Below are 22116 nucleotides of genomic sequence, written 5' to 3' on the forward strand. Positions count from 1 at the left end.
TTTTGCTCCCGCCGCGCCAGGTCAAAGAGCGCCAGGATCAATAGATCTTGGAGAACTTTTCGATGTTGGTCTTGTCGAACTGGAAGGGCGGAGCCATCGCAGCCGAATTGGTGTCGTCGAGCGTCACCTTGCCGACGCGGCCGATCGACAGCGTCGCACCCGGTTTGGCTTCTTCCTTCTTCACCGCCAGGTCATGGGCGAGGTAGACGGCCGAATAGCCGAGGTCGATCGGGTTCCACAGTGCTACCGCCTGGCTGGCGCCATTGTCGATGAACTTCTTGAACTCCGACGGCAGCGCCAGGCCGGTGACATTGACCTTGCCGATCAGGTTCTCGTCGGTCACCACCTGGGCGGCGGCAACGACGCCGACCGTGGTCGGCGCGATGATCGCCTTGAGGTTCGGGTAGGACTTCAACAAACCCTTGGCTTCGTCCGTGCTCTTGGCTGAATCGTCATCGCCATAGACGGTGGCGACGAGGTTGATCTTGGGGAACTTCTCCGGCAGCACCTTCTTGGCCGCTTCGATCCAGGCATTCTGGTTGGTCGCGGTGGACGACGCCGACAGGATGGCGACGTCGCCGCCTTCCGGCAGGTAGTCAGCGGCGAGCTTGATGATGGTCTCGCCGATCAGGCCGGTGTCGGACGGGTTGAGGTGAAGCTGGCGCCCTTCCGGCGCGACGCCCGAATCCCACGAGATGACGGTGATGCCGCGTTCCATCGCCTTCTTCAGCGCCGGCACCAGTGCATCGGCGTCATTGGCCGAAATGGCGATGGCGTTGACCTTCTGGGCGATCAGCGAATTGACCACTTCGATCTGCGCTTCGGCGGTCGCCTTGGTTGGGCCGGTGTAGATGATCTCGACATCGCCGAGTTCCTTGGCCGCTTCTTCGGCGCCCTTGTTGGCGGCGTCGAAGAAGCCGTTGCCGAGCGACTTTACCACCAGCGCGATCTTGACGTTCTCGGCATAGGCGGCATTCACAAACATGGCGGCCGAAAATGCCGCCGTAACCATCAGTTTCCTAAGAAAGCTCATCGAATATCCTCCCTTGAGCGTTGCATTCCATCGCCGCTGCGGGCGTGAGGGTGTCTCAGGCCTGCAGTGAAGATTCTTCCTTCGCGGTCTTGCCGGCGACGATCAACGCCACCCCGGCGGTCTCCAGCATCTTGGCTTCGCGATCCTCGATGCCGTCGTCGGTGATGACGGTGGCGATGCGCGACAGACCACACAGGATCAGGCTGGAGCGTTTGCGGAACTTCGAGGAATCGACCAGCACCACCAGTTCGTCGGCCTGATCGATCAGCTTCTGTTCGGCCTGGATCAGCAGCGGGTCGCCTTCCATCAGGCCGAGCGGCCCCAGACCTTGCGCGCCCATGAACATGCGGCGCGCATAGAAATTGCGCGTCACGTCATTGTCGAAGGGCGACAGGATGATGTTCTGCTCGCGGTAAATGGTGCCCCCCGACAGCATCACCGTGTTCTTCGAATGCTTGAGCAGATGTTCGGCGATCGGGAAGGAATTGGTGAAGATAGGCATGCGACGGCCCGTCAGGAAATGCACCATCTGGAAGGTCGTGGTGCCGCCATTGATGATGATCGGCTCGCCGTCCTTGCACAGTTCCACCGCTTCGCGTGCGATCGCCCGCTTCTGCGAAGCATTGAGCGTTTCGTTGACGGAGAAGGGCCTGCCGGCAAGGCCAATGAACTGCGGCGGCGCGATTGCTTCGGCGCCGCCACGCACCCGGCGCAGCCGCTTTTGCACATGAAGTGCGGCGATATCGCGCCGGATCGTCGCCTCGGAGGAGTCCGTCAGGTTGACCATCTCCTGCACCGTCACCACAGGCTTTTCCTGGACGGCGGACAGAATGATCCTGTGGCGCTCTTTTTCGTGCATGGTTCCTCCCTGCCTGATCATCTAGGCACCCAAAACGCGCAGTGTCAATCATTTCCGATCAGGTAATTTCATTGTGCAGTGCAATATGATCGATATTGATCGTTTGTGATTGACAAGCCAGGTGCTTCCGTGGACATTCGTCTACAACTGACCCGCTATGCGGTGGCAATCGACCGCATCATTTGCGCGTCTCACGGGAGGATATTCAAATGCTCGACAAGCGCTCCGGCTCGCGCCTCGCCAATCTTTGGGATGATGCGAAAGCCTTGGGGATGAGCGACCCGGAGCTTCTCGTCTATCGCTCGAACGTGCTCGGCTCAGACAAGCGCGTCACCAATTATGGCGGCGGCAACACCTCCTCCAAGATTTGGCAAAAGGATCCGCTGACCGGCGAGAGCGTGGAAGTGCTGTGGGTCAAGGGCTCGGGCGGCGACAGCGCCTCGATTAAAACAGACGGTTTCGCCACGCTCTACATGGACAAATTGCGGGCGCTGAAAGGTCTTTATCGCGGCCTTGACCATGAGGACGAGATGGTCGGCTATCTGCCCCACTGCACCTTCAACCTCAATCCGCGCGCGGCTTCGATCGACACGCCGCTGCACGCTTTCGTGCCAAAGCCTTGCGTCGACCATATGCATCCCGACGCCATTATCGCCATTGCCGCGGCCAAGGATTCGCAGGCGCTGACCAGGGAGATCTTCGGCGACGCCATCGGCTGGCTGCCGTGGAAGCGGCCTGGCTTCGAGCTCGGCCTGTGGCTGGAGAAATTCTGCCTCGAAAACCCCGAGGCCAAGGGGGTCGTGCTGGCAAGCCACGGCCTGTTCACCTGGGGCGACACCCCGAAGGAATGCTACGAAACGACGATCTCGGTGATCAACCAGGCGATTGCGTGGTTCGAGCGCCGGTCCGAAGGCGTGGCGATCTTCGGCGGCGAAGTCGTCAAGTCGCTCGATGCCACGGCGCGTCGCACTGTCGCCGCAAAGCTGATGCCGAGGATCCGCGGTTTGATCTCGGAAAAGAGCCACAAGCTCGGTCACTTCGACGATTCACCCGCCGTGCTCGAATTCGTCAATTCCAGGGATCTGCGGCCGCTGGCAGCGCTTGGCACCTCCTGTCCGGATCATTTCCTGCGCACCAAGATCCGGCCGCTGGTCATCGAGTTCGATCCGGCCAATCCGGATGTCGATGCCGTCATCGTGCGTCTTGCCGATGATGTGGCCGCCTATCGCGTCGGCTACCAGGCCTATTACGACAAGTGCAAGCATGCGGATTCGCCCCCCGTGCGCGATCCCAATGCGGTGGTCTATCTGATGCCCGGCGTCGGCATGTTCACCTTCGCCGGCGACAAGGCGACGGCGCGCATCTCAGGCGAGTTCTACGTCAACGCCATTAATGTCATGCGCGGCGCCTCGACGGTGTCTTCCTATGTCGGCCTGCCCGATCAGGAGGCTTTCGACATCGAATACTGGCTGCTCGAGGAAGCAAAGCTGCAGCGCCTGCCGAAACCGAAGGCGCTGGCCGGTCAGATCGCACTGGTCACCGGCGGCGCTGGCGGCATCGGCCGGGCGACAGCCAACCGGCTGCTGCGCGAGGGCGCATGCGTGGTGCTGGCCGATATCGACGAGACCGCGCTCGCCAGCGCCAATGACGAGCTGGCCAAGGCCTATGGCAAGGATTTCGTCCGGCCGGTGCTGATCAACGTCACCTCGGAGGAGCAGGTGATCTCGGGCTTTGCCGAAACCTCGGTCGAGTTCGGCGGCATCGACATTCTGGTCTCCAATGCCGGCCTGGCGTCCGCGGCGCCGATCGAGGAGACGACGCTGGCGCTGTGGAACAAGAACATGGACATCTTGTCGACCGGCTATTTCCTGGTGTCGCGCGAAGCCTTCCGGCTGTTCCGCGCCCAGAACATCGGCGGCAATGTCGTCTTCGTCGCCTCCAAGAACGGTCTCGCCGCGTCACCCAATGCGGCGGCCTATTGCACGGCCAAGGCGGCCGAGATCCATCTCGCCCGCTGCCTGGCGCTGGAAGGCGCGGAAGCGCAGATCAGAGTCAATGTCGTCAATCCCGACGCAGTGCTGCGCGGATCGAAGATCTGGACGGGCGAGTGGAAAGAACAGCGCGCCGCCGCCTACAAGATGTCGACCGACGACCTGGAGGAACACTACCGTTCGCGTTCTATGCTGAAGCGCTCGGTGTTCCCCGAGGACATCGCCGAGGCGATCTATTTCTTCGCCTCCGACATGTCGGCCAAGTCGACCGGCAACATCATCAATGTCGACGCCGGCAACGCCCAGAGCTTTACGCGATGAGCTAGCTGCGGAGCGCTTCCCTTCTCCCCGTCACTGTACGGGGAGAAGGTGGCCCGAAGGGCCGGATGAGGGGCAGCGCTGACGGAACGCATTTGGGAGGAATAGCACTTGTCCGAAACCATCATCTCCGCCGATGTCGTCGAGAAGAATAACGCGGCGCGCAAGGCCAACCTCGAGCGCGATTACGCCTCGCTCGGCGAGCGGCTCGACGGCCGCGGCATCGCCATCGATGCCATCCGCGACAAGGTCGAGAAATTCGCAGTCGCCATCCCTTCCTGGGGCGTCGGCACGGGCGGCACCCGCTTTGCCCGCTTTCCCGGCGCCGGCGAGCCGCGCGACATCTTCGACAAGATCGAGGACTGCGCCGTTATCCAGCAATTGACGCGGGCGACCCCTACCGTCTCGCTGCACATTCCCTGGGACAAGGCCGACCCAAACCGGTTGAAGCAGGCCGCATCGCGCTTCGGCCTCGGCTTCGACGCCATGAATTCCAACACCTTCTCCGACGCGAAAGACCAGACGCTTTCCTACAAATTCGGCTCGCTGTCGCATGCCGATGCCGCAACGCGCCGCCAGGCGGTCGAGCACAATCTCGAATGCATCGAGATCGGCAGGACGCTGGGCTCCAAGGCGCTGACGGTGTGGATCGGCGACGGCTCGAACTTTCCCGGTCAGGTCAATTTCGCGAGAGCCTTCGAGCGCTATCTCGACGCCATGAGGGAAATCTATGCCGGTCTGCCGGAGGACTGGAAGCTGTTCACCGAGCACAAAATGTACGAGCCGGCCTTCTATTCGACGGTCGTGCAGGACTGGGGCACCAACTACATGATCGCTAGGGAATTAGGCGACAAGGCGTTCTGCCTGGTCGACCTTGGCCATCATGCGCCCAACGTCAACATCGAGATGATCGTGTCACGTCTGATCCAGTTCAAAAAACTTGGCGGCTTCCATTTCAACGATTCGAAATATGGCGACGACGATCTCGACGCCGGCTCGATCGATCCTTACCGGCTGTTCCTCGTCTTCAACGAATTGGTCGATGCCGAGCTTTCGGGTGCAAAGGGCTTCGATCCCGCGCACATGCTCGACCAGAGCCACAATGTCACCGATCCGATCGAAAGCCTGATGCTTTCGGCGGTCGAGGTGCAGCGCGCCTATGCGCAGGCGCTGCTGGTCGATCGCAAGGCGCTGGAAGGGTTCCAGGACGCCAACGACGCACTGATGGCGACGCAGACGCTGAAAGTGGCCTACCGCACCGATGTCGAGCCGATCCTTGCCATGGCGCGGCTGAAGACGGGCGGCGCCATCGATCCGGTCGCCGCCTATCGGGCCGCCGGCTATCGGGCCAAGGTCGCGGCCGAACGGCCGGCGGTTGCCGGCGGGAGCGGCGGGATTGTTTGATATCCAGATTTAGAGAAGGCTTCATGACCATCCGCTTCAAGGATGGGCGCTCGAGCCCCTTTACCGTGCAAAAAAGGCGGTGTCCGGCCCTAGTCACGTCAGGAGGTCACAGATGGCTCTCATTGCGCCGAAGCTCCTCTGGACAGTTGCCAAACGTGGGCGCAAGTTCTGTCAGGCCGATGGGTGATCAGCCTAAGGCGCGCCGCGTTTTAAAGGATTCATGCGCCGCGCTTTAAGTTCTAGTTTTCATGCATGTCGTTATCGCAAAACCGCTGCCACTTTTGCGCGACATGCATTAGGAGCGCGACGATGTTCATGAAGCATGTCATTCGACTCGCATTGTTTGCCACGTTACTGGCCTCGCTGGAGGCCAGGGCCGAGACGTTGCCACTGCCGGCAAATCTCATCGGGGCGGCTTCCGATGCCGGTGAAACGCTCCTGATCGAGGCCGACGCCCGGGAAGCCTATTTTCCGCTGGCCATAAATTTCGTCACCCAGAAGAACCAAGCTTTTTGTGGGGTGGCCAGCAGTGTCATGGTTCTGAATGCCATTGGCGTTCCAGCCCCACCAGTGCCCGAGTATGACCCCTACAGCACCTTCACTCAGGACAATCTTCTGAATGCCCGCAGCGAGCAGGTCATTCCGGTTGAGACAATCAAGAAGCAGGGCATGACCCTGGATGAATTGGGTGGCCTTCTTGCGTTGCAGCCCGTGCAGGTTGAAGTGCGACATGCTGCTGACAGCAGCCTGGACACCTTCCGCAAGGAAGCCCGAAGCTATCTCGCGACCAAAAGGCAGTTTGTCATCGCAAATTACTTGCGCAAAGCCATGGGCCAGGAAAAAGGTGGCCACATCTCACCCTTGGCCGCCTATGATGCCGAGACCGACCGTTTCCTCATCCTCGACGTTGCTCGGTACAAATATCCCCCCGTCTGGGTGACGACAGCCGACCTGTTTAACGCGATGAACACGCAAGACTCGGACAATGCCAACCGTACGCGGGGTTATGTTCTGATTGCTGCCAAGCCCTGATGGCGGCAGGTATTCGGGCCTGTCTTTGCGCCGGCGGTGCCGGCCATAGACTACTGAATTTCTTTCGGTCGAGTCAGATGACCAGCGTCAGGGTGGATGCCACCAGCATCAGCGCCGCAATGCCGACGAACAGGGCGTAGATACGGGGCCGGTCGAGCAGCAGCGCGTTGCCGGATATCCAGGCGGACGTTGCGCCGCCAAGCGCGAAAAGGAAGCCGTTGCGGTGGCCGAAAGTCATCGCCGCGGCCATCAGCCCGCCGATGATAAGTGCGCCGAACACGATGATCACGGCGACAGCGTATTTCTCGAAGTCGTTGCTGCCCACAGCAGGCCCCATCGTGTTCAACGTCGAAAAGTCGTCCGGGTCGAAGGGGTTGGTCGACCCATATTCGTCTTGGCCGGCAGGCTCTCGCATCATTCGCTCTCCATATGGTGGCAACAAATCATCAAGCCTCGCCGAGCGCAACCGGTCGCGCGCCGAATGCGACCGGCACGGTGCTCAACACCTTCTACCGCATCGGCCCGAAAATCGGAATCGATTTTCGGAAAGCACGATGCGTAGATTCAAGGTGTTAGAGCGTACTTTGTGCATCCAAGTGGACGCATGTCGCTCTAACGTCGGCTTGACACCGTTTTCTGATCTGCGCCTCAATCGTACCGTTGCTCCAGGCGACTTGTCCCATCGGAATCGCCAGTCTGAGTGCTTCAGAATGCAGCGCATTCGTGGAAGAAAAATGATGTCCGGAGCCGGATTCGAATCACCGACACGCGGATTTTCGCCACGAATTAGCGATATCTAATTCTTGATCCGCGTCATGTGTCGGCGACGAAGACGCGGGGCCAGAGACGGCGGGCGTGGCATGACGATCAGGCTGATGGTTGGAAAGGCGGCCACAGGCGATATTGGCCGTGACATTTTGCGGATCAACCACGCCGACAGACCTCACGGCATCTCGCGTCATGACATCGTTTCAGTCGAGGTCAATGGCCGCAGCGCTATAGTTGCCATCCGAGGCAATGACGAGCCAGGCGTCGTCAACATCGACGTCGACGCCCGCGATGACTTGCGGGTCCTTCCTGGCGAAACCTATGAATTCGAACTCCGCCGCATCTGGTTCGGGAAGCTTCGGTGGTACTGGAACGCAACGGATCCTGCGACCCGCGTCCCCACACACATCGCGGTGGTCTCATTCATCCTCGGCGTCATCGGGCTTGCGCTTGGTGTTTTGTCTGTGTGGTCGTAGCTGGGCGAGCCCGTCGAACGTCGGCGCCGAGTGATCCGGCGTCCCAATTGATCTGGCCGCCGAACCTACAACCCTTCCGCGCCAAAAAGCCCGTAAAGCAAAACCCCGTTACCCAACGCGAGGAGAATGCCAAATCGCTGGAGATGCCTGTCCTTTGGATCAGGCACGCTCGCCTGCGTTCGATATCGGTACTCATTCGTCGACGGCAGCGGGACGATAGTCACGGCATACAAAATTATCAGCACGCCAAGCCAGCTTAAGATTACCATCTGGACTCCCTCCAGATAGGTACGAGGCAATTCAGCCAAAGTTTCGCATGGGAACCAAAGCTTATTATGAACCCAAGGCCATTGAGCGGAGGCGATGCGCGAGATGATCGACGACCAGTGTGGCGCTGGCAGGGGACGTTTCGGACCGATGAAGACGAATCTCGGCTCCGGGCAGCGGCGGCATATGCCGGCCTGGATGTATGCTGCGTAAGCCAGGCGCGAGCATGCTGCCTTTGACGACGGTTATCGCCAGGCCTTGCTCAACGATGGCCTCTATGGCTGACAGGCTCTGACTGACATAGGCCAATCGCCACGGCAGACCTGCCTTGTTGAGCGCCTCGACGGCCCAAGAGCGAAATAAGCAATCAGGATTCGATAGCGCTACAGGCAGAGGATCGAGCTCTTCCACAGCATGGCCGTCCGCTGCTGCCCAAATCGCCCTTTCGCGGCATATCAGATCGCCTTTGGTTGCACCTTCCGCATGCATGGCCATGACCGCATCGAACGATGAGCCGAGCCTTTTCAGGAGCCGAGCGGTGAGGCCGATTTCCATTTCGACCTGCACAAGCGGAAATAGCTCAGCAATATCGGCGAGGAGGCGCGGCAGAACCTTGGTGCCATAATCTTCCATGACCCCGATGCGAACGCGCCCAGCCACTCTCTGATTGGAAACACGGGCAATCGCATGTTCATTAAGGGCAAGAATGCGGCGTGCATCGATCAGAAAGCCGTCCCCGGCGACCGTGAGTTCAACGCGAGCAGTCGAGCGGCGGAACAACGCGACCTCGAGGCGCTCCTCAAGACGTCTCACCTGCAAGCTGACAGTGGCCTGCGTTCGGTTGAGCTGCGCGGCTGCCCGTGTGAACGAGAGGTGCTCGGCAACGGCGACAAAAGCCCGTAGAAGCTCTGGGTCGAGACTCGGGGTGCTCATAACGGAACGTTATCAAGCTTATTGAGCTTATTCGATTCCTTTTAGCGCGCCGGCCCGCTATCCCTGGCTTCGAGCCCACGAGGTCAGGCAGCAATGGAAATTCTGGGAGTGCTGGCGGCGGTTCTCTCCAGTGCCCTTGGCGGCACCGCGGTCGGCGCAACACGATATCTCACAGGCACGCTCGATCCGCTCACCATCGGAGCCGTTCGATTCGGCGGTGGCTTTCTGGTCTTGGTCGCCGTGGCGCTTTGGCGACGAGACAGGTGGCCGACGAAAAGCGACTGGCCCGGCGCCGCCGCCATGGGTCTGCTGTTCTTCGGCCTGTTTCCCGTGCTCTTCAATGGCGCTCTTATCTATACGACAGCGGCGCGCGGAGCCTTGGCGCTATCGACACTGCCTTTGCTCACCATGATTGCAGGGGCTGTTCTAAGGGTTGAGCCGCCGACGATGCGCAAGATCGCCGGCGTCTTGATCGCAATGGCGGGAGTGGTGACCGCTCTCGGCATGAGCCTGACGTCTGCTCCCCAAGGCGCATGGCGCGGAGACCTCCTCATGATCGCGGCGGCATTCTGCATGGCGCTCTACAATGTCTGGTCCCGACCATTTCTGTCCCGCTCCGCGCCGATCTCGTTCGCGGCGTTTGGCATGGGCATCGGTGCAGTCTGCCTTTCGATCCTCGCGGCTTGGAATGGGGGCTTCGCGCAACTTGTTGTGCTCAGCGCACTCCAGTGGATTGCGAGCGGCTATCTGGCCATAGTTTGCGGGGCTTTCATCTTCTTCCTCTGGGCGTTCGCGCTTGGACGCGCAGCGCCGACACTGGTCGCCGTCTCTGTCGCCGTTAATCCAGTGACAGCATCAATCTTCGGCGTCGTCTTCCTGGGCGAACCGGTTAGCGCGAACCTGATCATCGGGCTCATGGCAGTCCTGGTCGGAATAGGAGTCGCATCAGGAGCAGTTGGGTGGCGTGGCCTTGTGATCCGACGATCAGCACACGCCGCAGCTGTAACCGGGAGCAACGCCGACCGAAGCGAACAGCGCCAGGAATAAGCCTTCACCGGGCCGCGGTGCACTCGCGGCCCGAAGCTGCCGGCCTGCTCTCGGCCCGAAGCGATCATTCCGGATGCCAATTTGCGTGAAGCGGTTCGCGTGCGGCGGGGTAGCCAAAGAAGGATGGTTCAGTCGAAGAAGCCCGCATCCTCTTCCCTGAGATGTTTCCCGGCTGCTTCAGCATCGATATCGAGGCCCAGCCCCGGCGCTTCCAGCAGGTCCACCATGCTGTCCTTCACGATCTGCGACGGCAGGCCAATTACGAGGTCCTCCCACCAGGGATCGGAGGCGCTGGGATATTCGAACGCCACGTAATTGGCGGGCAAGGTGGCGCACACATTGATCAGCGCGCCGAGGCCTAGGAGACCGTTCGCGGTGCCGTGTGGCGCCATCAGGATCGAATGCATATAGGCGTGCTCGGCGACCCATTTGAGCTCGGCAATGCCGCCGACGTCAGCCGGATCGGGGCCGATGACGCGCACCGCCTGCGTCTCGATCAGCTCCTTGAAATTGTGCCGCAGGTAGATCTGCTCGCCGGTATGGATTGGCGTCGACGTGGAGGTGGTCAATTCCCGATACGCCTGCGGATTGACCCACGGCACATAGTCGCCGGTCAGCATGTCCTCCAGCCACATCAAATTGTACTTCTCGACCGCGCGAGCGAACTTGATAGCATCGGGCAGCATCCAACCTGGGCCGCAGTCGAGCGCTAGGCTGACCTTGTCGCCCAGCACTTCCTTCATCGCGGTCACGCAGTCGAGCATGTGGTTGAAACCGCGCTCGCTGATCATGCCCTGATCCATGGCGCCGTGATAGCCTGCCTTCTTCTGCGTCACGCCGTAATGGAAGCCGTCGACGGTGTCCTTCATGTTGGAGTGGAACGAGATTCCTTGCTTGATCATGAAGAAGTTCTGCGGCTGCTCCATCATCCATTTGACGTCGGCGGCGTAGTCCTCCGGCCGGTCGCCCGTCCGTTTCTGGCGGATCGAGCCGTTATAGACGCGCACCTTGTCGCGCACCTTGCCGCCGAGCAGTTTGTAGGCCGGCACGCCTGCGGCCTTGCCGGCAATGTCCCACAGCGCATGCTCGATAGCGCTAACCGCCGCGCCATAGGGCTTGAAGGAGCCGCGTTGGCGGATATTCAGCATCACGCGCTCGACGTCCGTCGGGTCCTCGCCGAGCAGCGCCTCGCGGAAATGCAGCACAAAGGGCTTGAGATAGGTCTTGGTGAACTCGACCTCGCCCAAACCATAGAGGCCCTCGTCGGTAACGATGCGGACGATGGGGTGTTTGCCGATAACGGCACAGCGCAGGTCGGTGATCTTCATGGCGCAGTCCTATTTCACAGACGAGAAAGCTGTCGGCGTGAGCAGCTGGCTGCTGATATTGGCAATGATCTGCCCGTCGCGCTCAGACTCGTCCCGGGCCCTGTGCCATGCCGGATCGGTGACGAAAGCCGCCCATTTCGCCTCACGCTCGGCCAGCGATTCCCAGGCGAGGAAATAGGTGAGGCGATTGCTGTTTTCGCCGATCGCCGTGGTGAAAAACCCGGCTTGGCGGATGCCATGCCTCTCCCAGATGGCCAGCGTTTGGTCGGAAAAGCGCTTGAGCAAAGCCGGCAGCCTGCCCGGCAGGCAGTCATAGATACGCAGTTCGTAGATCATGGTTTCGTCCGTTCTTTCTTCGCCTCTCCCTTGGGAGAGGTCGACACGAATGGTCGGTCGTTGGCCCTGTGAGCCTAGGGGAATGAGGGAAGGGGGTCTGGGCTAACTCCAGGTCCGGTCCCAGCTATATTCATTGTCCCAATGCTCGGTGGATTGCCATATCCCCGTGACACCCGGCTGCAGATGCTGCGCGATCACCTCGTCGACGACATCGTCGATCCCCAGACCCGACTTGTCCGGAACGGTGATGAAGCCGTCCTTCACAAGCGGTCTGGGAAGGCCGGTGACGATATCGTCCCACCAGTCGACATCGGCGGAGTGGTATTCGAGCGCCATGAAGTTTTCGGTTGCGGTCGCGACATGTGCGGCAGCCATTGCCGCGATCGGACTTTCGGCCATGTGGATCGCCATGGCGACCCCATGGTCCTGCGCCATGTCGCCGATCTTCTTGGTCTCGAGGATGCCGCCGCTGGTGAGCAGGTCCGGGTGGATAACGGAGAGGCCGCCGCTCTTGAGCAGAGGCTCGAAGCCCTCTTTGAGATAGATGTCCTCACCGGTGCAGATCGGCACCGTGGTCGACTCCTGCAGCCGTCGATACTGTTCGGTGTACTGCCACGGGATCACATCCTCGAGCCAGGCCGGAACGTATTTCTCGATACGACGCGACAGGCGTATGCCGTCCTGCAGCGAGATGTGGCCGACATGGTCGATGGCGAGCGGGATCTCGTATCCGATCACCTCGCGAACCTCGTGGATATACTGCTCGAGCAGGTCGATCCCCTTTTCGGTGAAATGCAGGCCCGTGAACGGGTGCTGCACGTTCTGCGCATCGTAGGCGAGATTGCGTGCCTTGCGCTCCTCGAGCGCGCCGCCACGGCCGCGTGGATTGGCGTGAAACCCTTCGAGCGCGCCGGCGGGCGCGGCCACGGCGCCCGGGACATGGGCGATCTGCATCAAGCCCAGGTCCATCTTGAGGAAGGTGAAACCGCGGTTCATGCGCTCCTTGAGACGCTTTCCGGTTTCGGTGCCGCTCGGTTTCTCGGCATCGGTATCGCAATAGACGCGCACGTGATCGCGAAACTTGCCGCCGAGCATCTGGTAGATGGGGACGCCATAGGCCTTGCCGGCGAGATCCCACAGCGCGATTTCGACCGCCGAGACGCCGCCGCCTTGCCGGCCGTGCCCGCCGAATTGCTTGATGCGGCGAAACAGGCGATCGATGTCGCAAGGGTTCTCGCCAAGCAGCCGGCTTTTCAGCATCAATGCATAGGTGGCGCTGGCGCCGTCGCGCACCTCGCCAAGCCCCACGATGCCCTGATTGGTGTAAATCTTGAGCAGCGCTGAGGTGAATGGCGCGCCGACGATTTCGGCGACCCGCATGTCGATGATGCGAAGGTCGGACGGCTTGGAGTTCGTGTTCACCCGATTGAGCGCCTCGTCGGCTCCACCCGTCTTTGGCATGACTTATCCTCGTTCTAGTCGGCGCGGCCTGTCGCCCGCACGCTGGGCCGGCATAAAGCGTTGCTAGCCCAGCTCAATCTCGTGGGCCTGCAGGTAGTCGCGGTTCATCTCAACACCGAGACCAGGTTTCGACGTCAGCTTGAGGCTGCCGTTCGAAACGTCGAGCGGTCTGTCGATGAGGTGATCGTATTTGCCCAGGTTCCACTCCGACGTTTCGAGCTTGTAGAAGTTGGGAACGGTCATCATCACCTGCGCTCCCGCAACCACGTTGATCGGCCCCGCGGCGTCATGCGGCGAGACCGGGATGTAGTAGGCTTCGCATAGGGCGGAAATCTTCTTGAGTTCGGTAATGCCGCCGGTCCAGGTGACGTCAGGCATGATGTAGTCAGCGAGCTTGTTCTCGAGCACCGGCACGAAATCCCACTTCGTGTGGCCGCGCTCGCCCCACGAGATAGCGGCACTGACCTTCTCGCGCACCTGCTTGAGGGCATTGAGGCTCTCGGGCGGGCAAGGCTCCTCAAACCAGTCAATCTGGCCGGCTTCCTCGAGGCTCCGACAGAGGCGAATGGCGGTGGGAACGTCGAAGCGGCCATGCGCATCGATGAGAATGTCGACGTCGGGGCCCGCTGTTTCGCGGATCAGCGCCGTGAGTTCGGCCGCCTTGCGCTCGTCCTTGCGGGTCATGCTGCCATCGAGGTAGCCGTCCCGCTGTTCGCGGGACAGGCCATCGGCGGTGTGGCCCTGGTGGGGGAAAGGATCAAACTTGAGCGCAGTGTGTCCGGACTCGACGATGTCGCGAATTTCGCGGACCACAGCCTCCTTACTGGTAAATTTGGCCTGGTTGGGATGGGTATAGAGCGCGATTTCATCGCGCACCGGTCCGCCCAGCAGCTCGTAAATCGGCTTACCAAGGACTTTGCCCCGGATGTCCCAGAGGGCGATATCGATGGCGCTCACGCATTCGACGGCGGCGCCGCGGCTGCCCATGTAGGTGAAGCTGCGGAAAATCTTGTGCCACAGATGCTCGATCCGCGCTGGATCCTCGCCGGTCACGGCGACACCGATCTGCCGAAGGATCGTGCAGAGGGCGCGGTTGGCGAGCCTGGTAGTGGTTGTGATCTCTCCCCAGCCACTCACCCCCTCATCGGTCGTCACTTCGACAAACAGGTACTCTCCCCAATAAGAAGCATCGGATTTGATCAGCCACGGCCGAACGCTCGTGATTTTCATCTCAACTACCTCTATCTGATGGTCAGGCTAACGATGTTCCAGATTGGATTCTATCCAGCCCGAGCGGCGTTGCGCGCGCGCATGTGTTCGAGGACATGCCGGCCGGAACCCTCGACATGGCGCGCAATGAGTTCGGCCGCCTCGTCGGCATTTCCCGCTTTTACGTGCGCGATGAGTTCGCGGTGCTCGCGAATGATCGCGGCACGCCGCGCGAGCGTGAAATTGAAACGCCGGCTCACGGCTCGCAGCACTTCACGATGCTTCCACCAAAGCTCGGCGGCATGGCGGTTATAGTGCCGCTGGTACATCACGGTGTGGAAAGCGGTATCCAGCTCACTGTGCCTGAATGTGTCGGCAAAGTTGTTCTCTTCAATCAGGCCCTGGAGACGTTCGAGTTCGGCGATGTCCTCGACGGTGGCCATATTCACGAACCATCGCGTAAGGGCCGGCTCGATCAGGACTCCGATCTCGTAGATATCCCGGACAAAGTCCTGATCTATGGGTCGGACGCGCGCCCCGCGGTTTGGAACGAAGGTGACAAAGCCCTCGCCGCGCAACAGCTGCAGAGCCTCGCGCACGGGGTTGGTCGAGGTGCCATGACGCCGGGCGAGATCGGTTACCACAAGCCGTTCGTTGGCGACGAGCCGCCCTTCGATGATGTCTTCCCTGATCAGTTCATAAAGCGAGGCGCCCTCGCTGGAGGCCCCGAGAGGGTCAATCCCTTCGGGTGGCTCTGCTTTAAAATCACTTGTCTCGGCCAAGGCCGGCTCCCCCAATCGATACACAATTTTGTCAATATCACGCACGGTTTCCATAAACAATGTACGATTTATCGCGTTGACAGACAATCTACGATCTGAAAACGTACAAAGCGCTCGAAGGGATACATTTAATAGCTGTCTCGCAGCCGACGAGCAAAAGACCGCTCGCCTCGATGCAGAGCGGCATGGGAGAGAAACCTGGAGGATACCTATGACGAGGATTACACTCGGCGGTGCCGTCCTGCGCGGCACTGTCTCCGCTGCTTTAATGGCATCTTTGATGTCGGCATCGGCGCTCGGTGCGGCGCCGGTCGACTTGAGCAAGTGGTCGCCGGAATATGTGCGCTCCATTGCAGGCACACAGGATTTTGATACGGCGGCCGATTGCGGCAAGGTCACCCCGCTCGACTACAAGGGGCGACTGACTTTCTGGTATCAGGGCGTGTTCGAGGGCGACCCCGACCTCCTGCGCCAGTACTACAAGGATTTCTTCGAGACCTTCCGCAAGACCTATCCGAACATCCAGCTCGAGGAACAAGCCCTCACCTATAACGACCTTCTTGACAAGTTCCGCACGGCGCTCCTTGGCAATGCCGCGCCGATGGCGGTCCGCCTGCAAATCCTGGGTGGCACCGAGTTCGCCTCAAAGGGCTATCTGGAGCCGCTCAAGCCCGAGGACGTGGGGTATTCGACCGAGGACTTCTGGCCCGGCGCCATGAAGGCGGTGACCTGGGACGGGACGACCTACGGCATTCCGACCAACAACGAGACGATGGCGTTCATCTGGAACGCCGACATCTTCAAGCGTGCAGGCCTCGATCCCGACAAGGCTCCGGCAACCTGGGACGACGTCGTCAAGTATTCCAAGCAAATCCATGACAAGCTCGGCATTGCCGGTTACGGCCTCGTGGCTCGCAAGAATGCCGGCAATACGCCGTACCGCTTCATGCCTCAGCTGTGGGCCTATGGCGGCGGCGTCTTCGACGAAGCCGCCGCGAACCCGACCTATAAGCAGATCGAGCTCGCCAGCCCGCAGAGCAAGGCCGCGCTGCAAGCCTCTTACGACATGTACGTCCGCGACAAGTCGGTTCCGGTTTCGGCACTCACCAACCAGCAGGCCGACAACCAGCCGCTGTTCCTCGCCGGCCAGCTCGGCATGATGATCTCGCACCCGTCCGACTACAACGTCATGCTCGACCTGCAGAAAAAGGCGACGGGCACCGACAAGGACAAGGCGCAGACCGTCATCGACAATATGCGCTACGGCCTGATTCCGACCGGCCCCGACGGCAAGCGCGCCGTCGTGTTCGGCGGTTCGAACATCCACATCCTGAAGCCCGAATATGTCGAGGGCGGCAAGGTGGACGAACCGGCTGCGAAGGCCATTATCTGCATGTGGACCAGCCCCGAATGGTCTCTGAAGATGGCCTATGCCGGCTCGAACCCGGGCAACCTTAACGGCTTCAAGACCAAATGGATGAAGGAACGTCTGGACAGCATCAAGTTCCTCGACGTCACCACCTCGATGCTGCCATACGGCATTCCGTTCCCAGCGCTGCCGCAGTCCCCCGAGATCATGAACATCATCGTCCCGGACATGCTGCAGAATGCCCTGACCGGAGCGATGACCGTCGACCAGGCAGCCGACGACGCGGCCAAGAAGGTCAAAGAGCTGATGGGCGGCGGACTCTAACCGAAACCTGACCCGCGATCTCACCGGCTGCGCCGAAAGTGCAGCCGGTTCGTTCCGAAGAACAAGGGCACGCCAAAGTGACGATCGTGACCGGGAAGGCCGAGGCTCGCCGAAGTTTGCAAACTGGTAGGTCCGGTATGCTGCGCAAGATATGGGAGCATCGCGCTGACTATGCGTACGTGCTTCCTGCGATTGCCGTGATGCTCATCGTCATCGCCTATCCGATCTACTACACAGTTGAGCTGTCGTTCTTTAACACGCCGCCTGGCCTGCAGCTCCGCGACAAGAACTTCATCGGCATTGACAACTACACGGCGATCCTCACCAGTGAGGTGTTCTGGAAGGTCACCTGGAACACCCTTATCTGGACGCTGGGATCGACTTTCATCTCCTTTGTCCTGGGGTTTGCCACCGCGCTGGCGCTCCATCGCGACTTTATCGGCCGTGGCGTCCTGCGCGCCATCCTGATCATTCCCTGGGTCATCAGTGCAGTCGCCGCTTCCTATATCTGGAAGTGGATCTACCATTCGGACTTTGGCATCATCGGCGCGGTGCTGGTCCAACTTGGATTGGCCGACCGGCCACCGAATTTCATCGACAGCGTCAGCACGGTGCTGCCCTCGCTGATCGTCGTCAATATCTGGCGCGAGTTTCCGTTCGCCATGATCATGATGATGGCCGGCCTGCAGACAGTCCCGGACCAGTTGCTGCGCGCCGCGAAAGTCGACGGAGCCAATGCATGGCAGCGCTTCTGGCACGTCACCTTCCCGCACTTGAGAAACGTCTCCACGGTGACGATCCTGCTGCTGGCGGTGGCCAACTTCAATTCCTTCATCATCCCCTGGATCATGACCGGCGGCGGGCCGTCCAACGCATCCCATATCTGGATCACCCACATTTATGAGCTCGCCTTTGGCCGCCAGCGCTGGGGGGTGGCATCGGCCTATTCGGTGCTTCTGTTCCTCATCCTGATGTCGCTCGGCTACTTCTACGTCCGTGCGCTGAGCGGCAACGAGCGGAAGGACGGGAGCGCATGAGCACGATTGCCGAGCCAGCCCCTCGAAGCCAGGCCCGTCGCCGTATGCGCGTCGACGGATGGCGGTGGGGCGGGCGAATCTTCCTTGTGTTCATGCTGCTTTACACCGCGTTGCCGATGATCTGGATGCTGCTCACCTCGATCAAGTCCGGCTTCGCGGCAATGCAATTCCCGCCGCAATGGTGGCCCGACGAGCCTACCCTTGCCAGCTACCAGAAACTGCTCGATCCGCAGAACAGCGTCGGCCAGGACTTCCTCCGCTTTTTCTGGAACAGCCTTTTCGTCTCGACCGCCACGACCATCCTTTCGGTGATCGTGGCAGTCCCCGCGGCCTACGCGTTTTCGCGCTTCACCTTCCCGGGCCGGAACTTCCTGTTCTTCGCTGTGCTGCTGCGCAACATGTTCCCCGCGGTGATCTTTCTCGTGCCGCTGTTCATCCTGATGCGGGCGATCGGGCTGGTGAACACGCATGGCTCGCTGGTTCTCACCTATCTCACCTTCGGCCTGCCGCTGGCGATCTGGCTGCTCAAGGGCTTTTACGACAACATCCCGATACAACTCGAGCAGGCGGCGCGGATCGATGGGGCAACGCGGTTCCAGGCCTTTATCCTGATCGTCATGCCGCTCTCGGCGCCCGGAATCATCGCCACCGCGATCTATTCCTTCATCGGCGCGTGGAACGAGTACATCTACGCCTACACCTTCCTCTCCAAGAACGACCAGCTGACACTGCCGGTCGGCATCCAGCGCTTCTTCTCGGAAAACACGACCGACTTTCCAGGTCTGATGGCGGCCAGCTTCATGATGAGCGTGCCTGTCGTGGTGCTGTTCCTCGTCCTGCAACGATACTTCGTACGCGCCCTTACAGAAGGCGCGGTCAAGCACTAGGGAGTTGCCGATGGCCCACGTGGTCCTCAAAGATCTCGTCAAGACCTATGGCAGCTTCAAAGCTGTCAACGACGTTTCGCTGAAGGTCAATGACGGCGAGTTCGTTGCGCTCGTCGGTCCCTCAGGTTGCGGCAAGACAACCACGCTCAATCTCGTCGCGGGGCTGATCCCGATTACATCGGGCGACATATTCATCGGCGACCGGGTCGTCAACGACCTCGACCCAAAGGACCGGGACATCGCAATGGTGTTCCAGAACTACGCGCTGTATCCGCAAAAGTCGGTCTATATGAACCTCGCCTTCCCGCTGCAGATGCGCAAGCTGCCCAAGCAGGAGATCGACAAGAAGGTCAGGGAAGCGGCGCGAGTGCTCGACATGACGCAGTTGCTCGAGCGCAAGCCGCGCGAACTTTCAGGCGGTCAACAGCAGCGCGTGGCCCTGGGCCGCGCCCTCGTTCGAGATCCGGCGGTGTTTCTGATGGACGAACCGCTTTCCAATCTCGACGCAAAGCTGCGCGTGCAGATGCGGTCCGAAATCAAGCGGTTCCATCAGGACCTGAAGGCGACGATTATCTATGTGACGCACGACCAGCTCGAGGCCGTGACCATGGCAGACAGGATGGCTGTAATGAACGGCGGCTATCTGCAGCAATACGATTCGCCGGCGCAAGTTTTCGCACATCCCGCCAATATGTTCGTCGCGAGCTTCGTCGGCAGCCCGGCGATGAGCCTTATTCCGCTGGAGGCATCGACGGCAAACGGCGACACCGTTCTGACGAGCGCGGAAGGCTGGACCCTCCAGCTGTCGCAACCCAATGCCCGCAAGGTCCAGAGAGCGACGACCAAGAAGGTCGTGCTCGGTGCACGACACTCGACGATCAAGCTGCACAAGAGCGCGGTCCCTGGCGCCATTCCGGCCAAGGCCTATACGGTGGAACCGACCGGAGACGTCACTTTCGTGCAGGCGTTCCTCTCCGGCGCCATCGTCAACGTCAGCGTGCCACCGAACATTGCCGTCGCGCCTGACGAGCAGATCTGGCTCGAGTTCGACCAGGAGCGGATGCATCTGTTCGACGGCGAAACTGAAATGGCCCTCAAGGCCAACTGAGACAGGGCGGATGCGCGTGGAACGTGGGCGTGGATGACTACGAAGCTTAAGATCATCGCGATCAAGCCCTATCCAGTGTGGGTAGGAACGCGCAACCAGATGCTCGTCAAGGTCGAGACCGACCAGGGCATCTTTGGCTGGGGCGAGAGCGGCTTGAGTGGTCGCGAGAGGGCCGTGGCCGGTGCGGTCGAGCACTATCGCGAGTTTCTCATCGGCCGCGACCCGATGCAGATTGGCCGCATCTGGCAGGAGGTTTATCGCAGCCAGTATTTCGAAGGCGGGCGCGTTCTGCAGGCAGCGATTTCCGCCATCGACATCGCGCTGCACGACATCAAGGGCAAGGCGCTGGGGGTGCCGGTATACGAGTTGCTGGGCGGCAAGCAGCGCGACCGCATCCCCACCTTCGCCTCGACCGGAGACGAAGCCGAGGGCGGTGTTGCCATCGAACGAGCCCGCGAACTGCGTACACAGGGGTGGCAGGCGATTCGCTTCTTTCCCGTCGGGCAAAACAGCAGGGACATCTTCGAGCCGCGCGAGTCGATCGGCGCCACCGCAACTATGCTAAACAAGGCGCGCGCGGCGCTGGGCGACGACGTCGTCCTTGGCATCGACTATCACCATCGGCTGTCGGTGGCCGAGGCGGCGAGCTTCTGCAACAAGCTCGGCCGTGGCGTGCTTGATTTCCTCGAGGAGCCGATACGCGACGAGACACCGGAGGCCTACGAATCCCTGCGTAGGATGACCGACATTCCTTTTGCCATCGGCGAGGAATTCGCCAGCAAGTGGCAATTCCTGCCCTACATCGAGCGCGGCATCCATCAGTTCAACCGGCTGGATATTTGCAATGTCGGCGGGTTCACCGAGGCGATGAAAGTCGCCGGCTGGAGCGAGGCGCACTATGTCGACCTGATGCCGCACAATCCCCTTGGTCCAGTGTGCACGGCCGCGACCATGCATCTCGCCGCCGCGGTCCCGAATTTTGCGTGGCTCGAGACCAGGGCGCCCGAAAGAAAGCTGGGTTTTGACAATTCCGACTTCTTCCCCGTGCAACCACGGCTCGACGGTCCCGACTATCCGGTCAGCGATCTGCCGGGGCTCGGCGTTGAGGTCAACGAAGAGGCGGTCCAGGCGGAGAGCTTTCGTTTTTGGGAAGCGCCTCACCTCAAGCGCCGCGACGGTTCCGTTACCAACTGGTAGTTCCTTTCAACCGGAGTCCACGATGACACATGCTCCCGACATTACGCGGCCGCCAAAAGACCTGATCGACGCGCTGAGGGAGATCGGCGCCGCGACGGTTGCCGGCACGCTTGGCCACATGGGTTTCCGCAATCCGCACATGGTCGGACCGGTGGCGCAGAACCACGGGAAGTCGATCGTCGGGCCGGCGCTGACGCTGCAGTTCCTGCCGCAACGGCCCGACCTCTTCAACGAGGGAGAATATGCCGATCCGGAGACGCAACTGCACCGGCACGTGCTCTATCACGCCCAGGAGGGCGATGTGGTCGTGGTCGACGCGCGCGGTGACATGAGCTCGGGCGTCTTCGGCGATATGATGTCGACGTATTTCAAGGGCAGAGGCGGTGCGGGCATCGTCATCGATGGATGCATGCGTGATCGGCCCAATGTTGAAAAGCTCGATCTGCCCCTATGGCTGCGCGGCTGGACGCCAAATTATCATGTACAGACCAGCATCTATCCCAATGCCGTCAACGTTCCGATTGCCTGCGGCGGTGTCACGGTGATCCCCGGCGACATCATCGTCGCCGACGACGACGGCGTGGTGGTGCTTCCCGTCGCAATGGCCCCGAAGGTAATCGAAGAGTCACAGAAGCATCACGATTGGGAGGAGTTCTCGCGAGAGAGGCTGATGCAGGGCGCGCCGTTGCAACGCTATTATCCGCTGCATGACGATGCGCGCGGGGAGTACGAGGAGTGGCGCAAAACAAACCGCCTGGAGAACCCAAGTTAGCGCATGGATTACCCGCGGCGGGATCTGGCTCAAGAAAACCGACAAAGGAGCCTTTGGCCGACGCGCTCAGCGCAGTGCGGACGGTGCGCAGGCAGGCTGCCCGCCTCTGCCGCGCCTCGATGCGATGACCCAATCGCCATTGCGGATATCAAGTTCTGCCGCGACCCTGACCGACCGA

20 protein-coding genes are annotated in these 22116 nt (G+C 60.7%); 11 read left to right on the top strand and 9 right to left on the bottom strand.

Translation table 11 applies throughout. The annotated features are described in order from the left end of the window. Positions 1–37: 37 nt before the first annotated feature. Both rhaS and OHD62_RS05640 read right to left on the bottom strand, forming a co-directional pair. On the bottom strand, positions 38–1033 hold the full coding sequence (rhaS, locus tag OHD62_RS05635; RefSeq protein WP_263781479.1) for a rhamnose ABC transporter substrate-binding protein: 996 nt from the start codon (positions 1031–1033) through the stop codon (positions 38–40). Positions 1034–1088: 55 nt separating this feature from the next. Next, the gene (locus OHD62_RS05640) at positions 1089–1892 is read right to left on the bottom strand and encodes a DeoR/GlpR family DNA-binding transcription regulator (protein ID WP_263781480.1); all 804 of its coding nucleotides are present in this window, start codon (positions 1890–1892) and stop codon (positions 1089–1091) included. A 209-nt stretch (positions 1893–2101) separates the two neighbouring features. On the opposite strand from OHD62_RS05640, the gene OHD62_RS05645 reads away from it, so the two are divergent. From OHD62_RS05645 to OHD62_RS05655, 3 genes are all read left to right on the top strand, one after another. Then, positions 2102–4204, top strand: coding sequence for a bifunctional rhamnulose-1-phosphate aldolase/short-chain dehydrogenase (locus OHD62_RS05645; protein ID WP_263781481.1), 2103 nt, complete (start codon positions 2102–2104; stop codon positions 4202–4204). A 108-nt stretch (positions 4205–4312) separates the two neighbouring features. Then, entirely contained in the window at positions 4313–5605 is a 1293-nt protein-coding gene (gene rhaI / locus OHD62_RS05650) for an L-rhamnose catabolism isomerase (RefSeq protein ID WP_263781482.1), read from the top strand. A gap of 309 nt (positions 5606–5914) precedes the next feature. Beyond that, positions 5915–6637: a phytochelatin synthase family protein gene (locus tag OHD62_RS05655; protein ID WP_263781483.1), complete on the top strand. Its 723-nt coding sequence runs from the start codon at positions 5915–5917 to the stop codon at positions 6635–6637. Positions 6638–6710: 73 nt separating this feature from the next. Here the strand turns inward: OHD62_RS05655 and OHD62_RS05660 are convergent, their stop codons facing one another. Further along, positions 6711–7055, bottom strand: a complete 345-nt coding sequence (locus OHD62_RS05660) for a hypothetical protein (protein ID WP_263781484.1) — start codon at positions 7053–7055, stop codon at positions 6711–6713. A gap of 442 nt (positions 7056–7497) precedes the next feature. Here OHD62_RS05660 and OHD62_RS05665 point away from each other — a divergent pair, with 442 nt between their 5' ends. Further along, on the top strand, positions 7498–7881 hold the full coding sequence (locus OHD62_RS05665; protein WP_263781485.1) for a hypothetical protein: 384 nt from the start codon (positions 7498–7500) through the stop codon (positions 7879–7881). A 333-nt stretch (positions 7882–8214) separates the two neighbouring features. Here OHD62_RS05665 and OHD62_RS05670 read toward each other — a convergent pair whose 3' ends face one another. Then, positions 8215–9081: a LysR substrate-binding domain-containing protein gene (locus OHD62_RS05670; RefSeq protein ID WP_263781486.1), complete on the bottom strand. Its 867-nt coding sequence runs from the start codon at positions 9079–9081 to the stop codon at positions 8215–8217. Positions 9082–9174: 93 nt separating this feature from the next. Here OHD62_RS05670 and OHD62_RS05675 point away from each other — a divergent pair, with 93 nt between their 5' ends. Then, positions 9175–10128, top strand: a complete 954-nt coding sequence (locus tag OHD62_RS05675; RefSeq protein ID WP_263781487.1) for a DMT family transporter — start codon at positions 9175–9177, stop codon at positions 10126–10128. A gap of 128 nt (positions 10129–10256) precedes the next feature. On the opposite strand, the gene OHD62_RS05680 is transcribed toward OHD62_RS05675, so the two are convergent. The 5 genes from OHD62_RS05680 to OHD62_RS05700 form a co-directional block, all read right to left on the bottom strand. Next, positions 10257–11456 carry a mandelate racemase/muconate lactonizing enzyme family protein gene (locus OHD62_RS05680; protein ID WP_263781488.1) on the bottom strand — a complete coding sequence of 400 codons (1200 nt, stop codon included), beginning with the start codon at positions 11454–11456 and terminating at the stop codon, positions 10257–10259. Positions 11457–11465: 9 nt separating this feature from the next. After that, the gene (locus tag OHD62_RS05685; protein WP_095486584.1) at positions 11466–11792 is read right to left on the bottom strand and encodes an NIPSNAP family protein; all 327 of its coding nucleotides are present in this window, start codon (positions 11790–11792) and stop codon (positions 11466–11468) included. A 102-nt stretch (positions 11793–11894) separates the two neighbouring features. Next, positions 11895–13253, bottom strand: a complete 1359-nt coding sequence (locus tag OHD62_RS05690; protein WP_263781489.1) for a mandelate racemase/muconate lactonizing enzyme family protein — start codon at positions 13251–13253, stop codon at positions 11895–11897. Positions 13254–13316: 63 nt separating this feature from the next. After that, a complete protein-coding gene (locus OHD62_RS05695; protein ID WP_263781490.1) occupies positions 13317–14483 on the bottom strand; it encodes a mandelate racemase/muconate lactonizing enzyme family protein in 1167 nt (388 codons plus the stop codon). Between the two features lie 50 nt (positions 14484–14533). Then, positions 14534–15244: a GntR family transcriptional regulator gene (locus tag OHD62_RS05700; protein WP_263781491.1), complete on the bottom strand. Its 711-nt coding sequence runs from the start codon at positions 15242–15244 to the stop codon at positions 14534–14536. A gap of 211 nt (positions 15245–15455) precedes the next feature. Here OHD62_RS05700 and OHD62_RS05705 point away from each other — a divergent pair, with 211 nt between their 5' ends. The 6 genes from OHD62_RS05705 (at position 15456) to OHD62_RS05730 (ending at position 21938) form a co-directional block, all read left to right on the top strand. After that, a complete protein-coding gene (locus OHD62_RS05705; RefSeq protein ID WP_263781492.1) occupies positions 15456–16937 on the top strand; it encodes an ABC transporter substrate-binding protein in 1482 nt (493 codons plus the stop codon). A 77-nt stretch (positions 16938–17014) separates the two neighbouring features. Next, complete coding sequence (locus OHD62_RS05710; RefSeq protein WP_263781493.1) at positions 17015–17974, top strand: carbohydrate ABC transporter permease; 960 nt, start codon at positions 17015–17017, stop codon at positions 17972–17974. After that, positions 17971–18861, top strand: a complete 891-nt coding sequence (locus OHD62_RS05715; RefSeq protein WP_263781494.1) for a carbohydrate ABC transporter permease — start codon at positions 17971–17973, stop codon at positions 18859–18861. Before OHD62_RS05710 ends, OHD62_RS05715 begins: the two co-directional genes overlap by 4 nt. A gap of 10 nt (positions 18862–18871) precedes the next feature. Beyond that, a complete protein-coding gene (locus OHD62_RS05720; protein ID WP_263781495.1) occupies positions 18872–19969 on the top strand; it encodes an ABC transporter ATP-binding protein in 1098 nt (365 codons plus the stop codon). 33 nt (positions 19970–20002) lie between these two features. Then, on the top strand, positions 20003–21166 hold the full coding sequence (locus tag OHD62_RS05725; RefSeq protein WP_263781496.1) for a mandelate racemase/muconate lactonizing enzyme family protein: 1164 nt from the start codon (positions 20003–20005) through the stop codon (positions 21164–21166). Positions 21167–21188: 22 nt separating this feature from the next. Beyond that, a complete protein-coding gene (locus OHD62_RS05730; RefSeq protein ID WP_263781497.1) occupies positions 21189–21938 on the top strand; it encodes a ribonuclease activity regulator RraA in 750 nt (249 codons plus the stop codon). Positions 21939–22116 lie beyond the last annotated feature (178 nt).

It is taken from the genome of Mesorhizobium sp. YC-39, assembly GCF_025753795.1.
Classification (GTDB): domain Bacteria; phylum Pseudomonadota; class Alphaproteobacteria; order Rhizobiales; family Rhizobiaceae; genus Mesorhizobium.

Excerpts from the sequence above, each read along its gene's own strand:
- OHD62_RS05645 (WP_263781481.1), top strand. The coding sequence starts at position 2,102 with ATGCTCGACAAGCGCTCCGGCTCGCGCCTCGCCAATCTTTGGGATGAT.
- OHD62_RS05690 (WP_263781489.1), bottom strand. The coding sequence starts at position 13,253 with ATGCCAAAGACGGGTGGAGCCGACGAGGCGCTCAATCGGGTGAACACG.
- OHD62_RS05655 (WP_263781483.1), top strand. The coding sequence starts at position 5,915 with ATGTTCATGAAGCATGTCATTCGACTCGCATTGTTTGCCACGTTACTG.
- rhaS (WP_263781479.1), bottom strand. The coding sequence starts at position 1,033 with ATGAGCTTTCTTAGGAAACTGATGGTTACGGCGGCATTTTCGGCCGCC.
- OHD62_RS05685 (WP_095486584.1), bottom strand. The coding sequence starts at position 11,792 with ATGATCTACGAACTGCGTATCTATGACTGCCTGCCGGGCAGGCTGCCG.
- OHD62_RS05730 (WP_263781497.1), top strand. The coding sequence starts at position 21,189 with ATGACACATGCTCCCGACATTACGCGGCCGCCAAAAGACCTGATCGAC.
- OHD62_RS05680 (WP_263781488.1), bottom strand. The coding sequence starts at position 11,456 with ATGAAGATCACCGACCTGCGCTGTGCCGTTATCGGCAAACACCCCATC.
- OHD62_RS05675 (WP_263781487.1), top strand. The coding sequence starts at position 9,175 with ATGGAAATTCTGGGAGTGCTGGCGGCGGTTCTCTCCAGTGCCCTTGGC.
- OHD62_RS05665 (WP_263781485.1), top strand. The coding sequence starts at position 7,498 with ATGACGATCAGGCTGATGGTTGGAAAGGCGGCCACAGGCGATATTGGC.
- OHD62_RS05725 (WP_263781496.1), top strand. The coding sequence starts at position 20,003 with ATGACTACGAAGCTTAAGATCATCGCGATCAAGCCCTATCCAGTGTGG.
- OHD62_RS05695 (WP_263781490.1), bottom strand. The coding sequence starts at position 14,483 with ATGAAAATCACGAGCGTTCGGCCGTGGCTGATCAAATCCGATGCTTCT.
- OHD62_RS05715 (WP_263781494.1), top strand. The coding sequence starts at position 17,971 with ATGAGCACGATTGCCGAGCCAGCCCCTCGAAGCCAGGCCCGTCGCCGT.
- OHD62_RS05720 (WP_263781495.1), top strand. The coding sequence starts at position 18,872 with ATGGCCCACGTGGTCCTCAAAGATCTCGTCAAGACCTATGGCAGCTTC.
- OHD62_RS05705 (WP_263781492.1), top strand. The coding sequence starts at position 15,456 with ATGACGAGGATTACACTCGGCGGTGCCGTCCTGCGCGGCACTGTCTCC.
- OHD62_RS05640 (WP_263781480.1), bottom strand. The coding sequence starts at position 1,892 with ATGCACGAAAAAGAGCGCCACAGGATCATTCTGTCCGCCGTCCAGGAA.
- OHD62_RS05670 (WP_263781486.1), bottom strand. The coding sequence starts at position 9,081 with ATGAGCACCCCGAGTCTCGACCCAGAGCTTCTACGGGCTTTTGTCGCC.
- OHD62_RS05660 (WP_263781484.1), bottom strand. The coding sequence starts at position 7,055 with ATGATGCGAGAGCCTGCCGGCCAAGACGAATATGGGTCGACCAACCCC.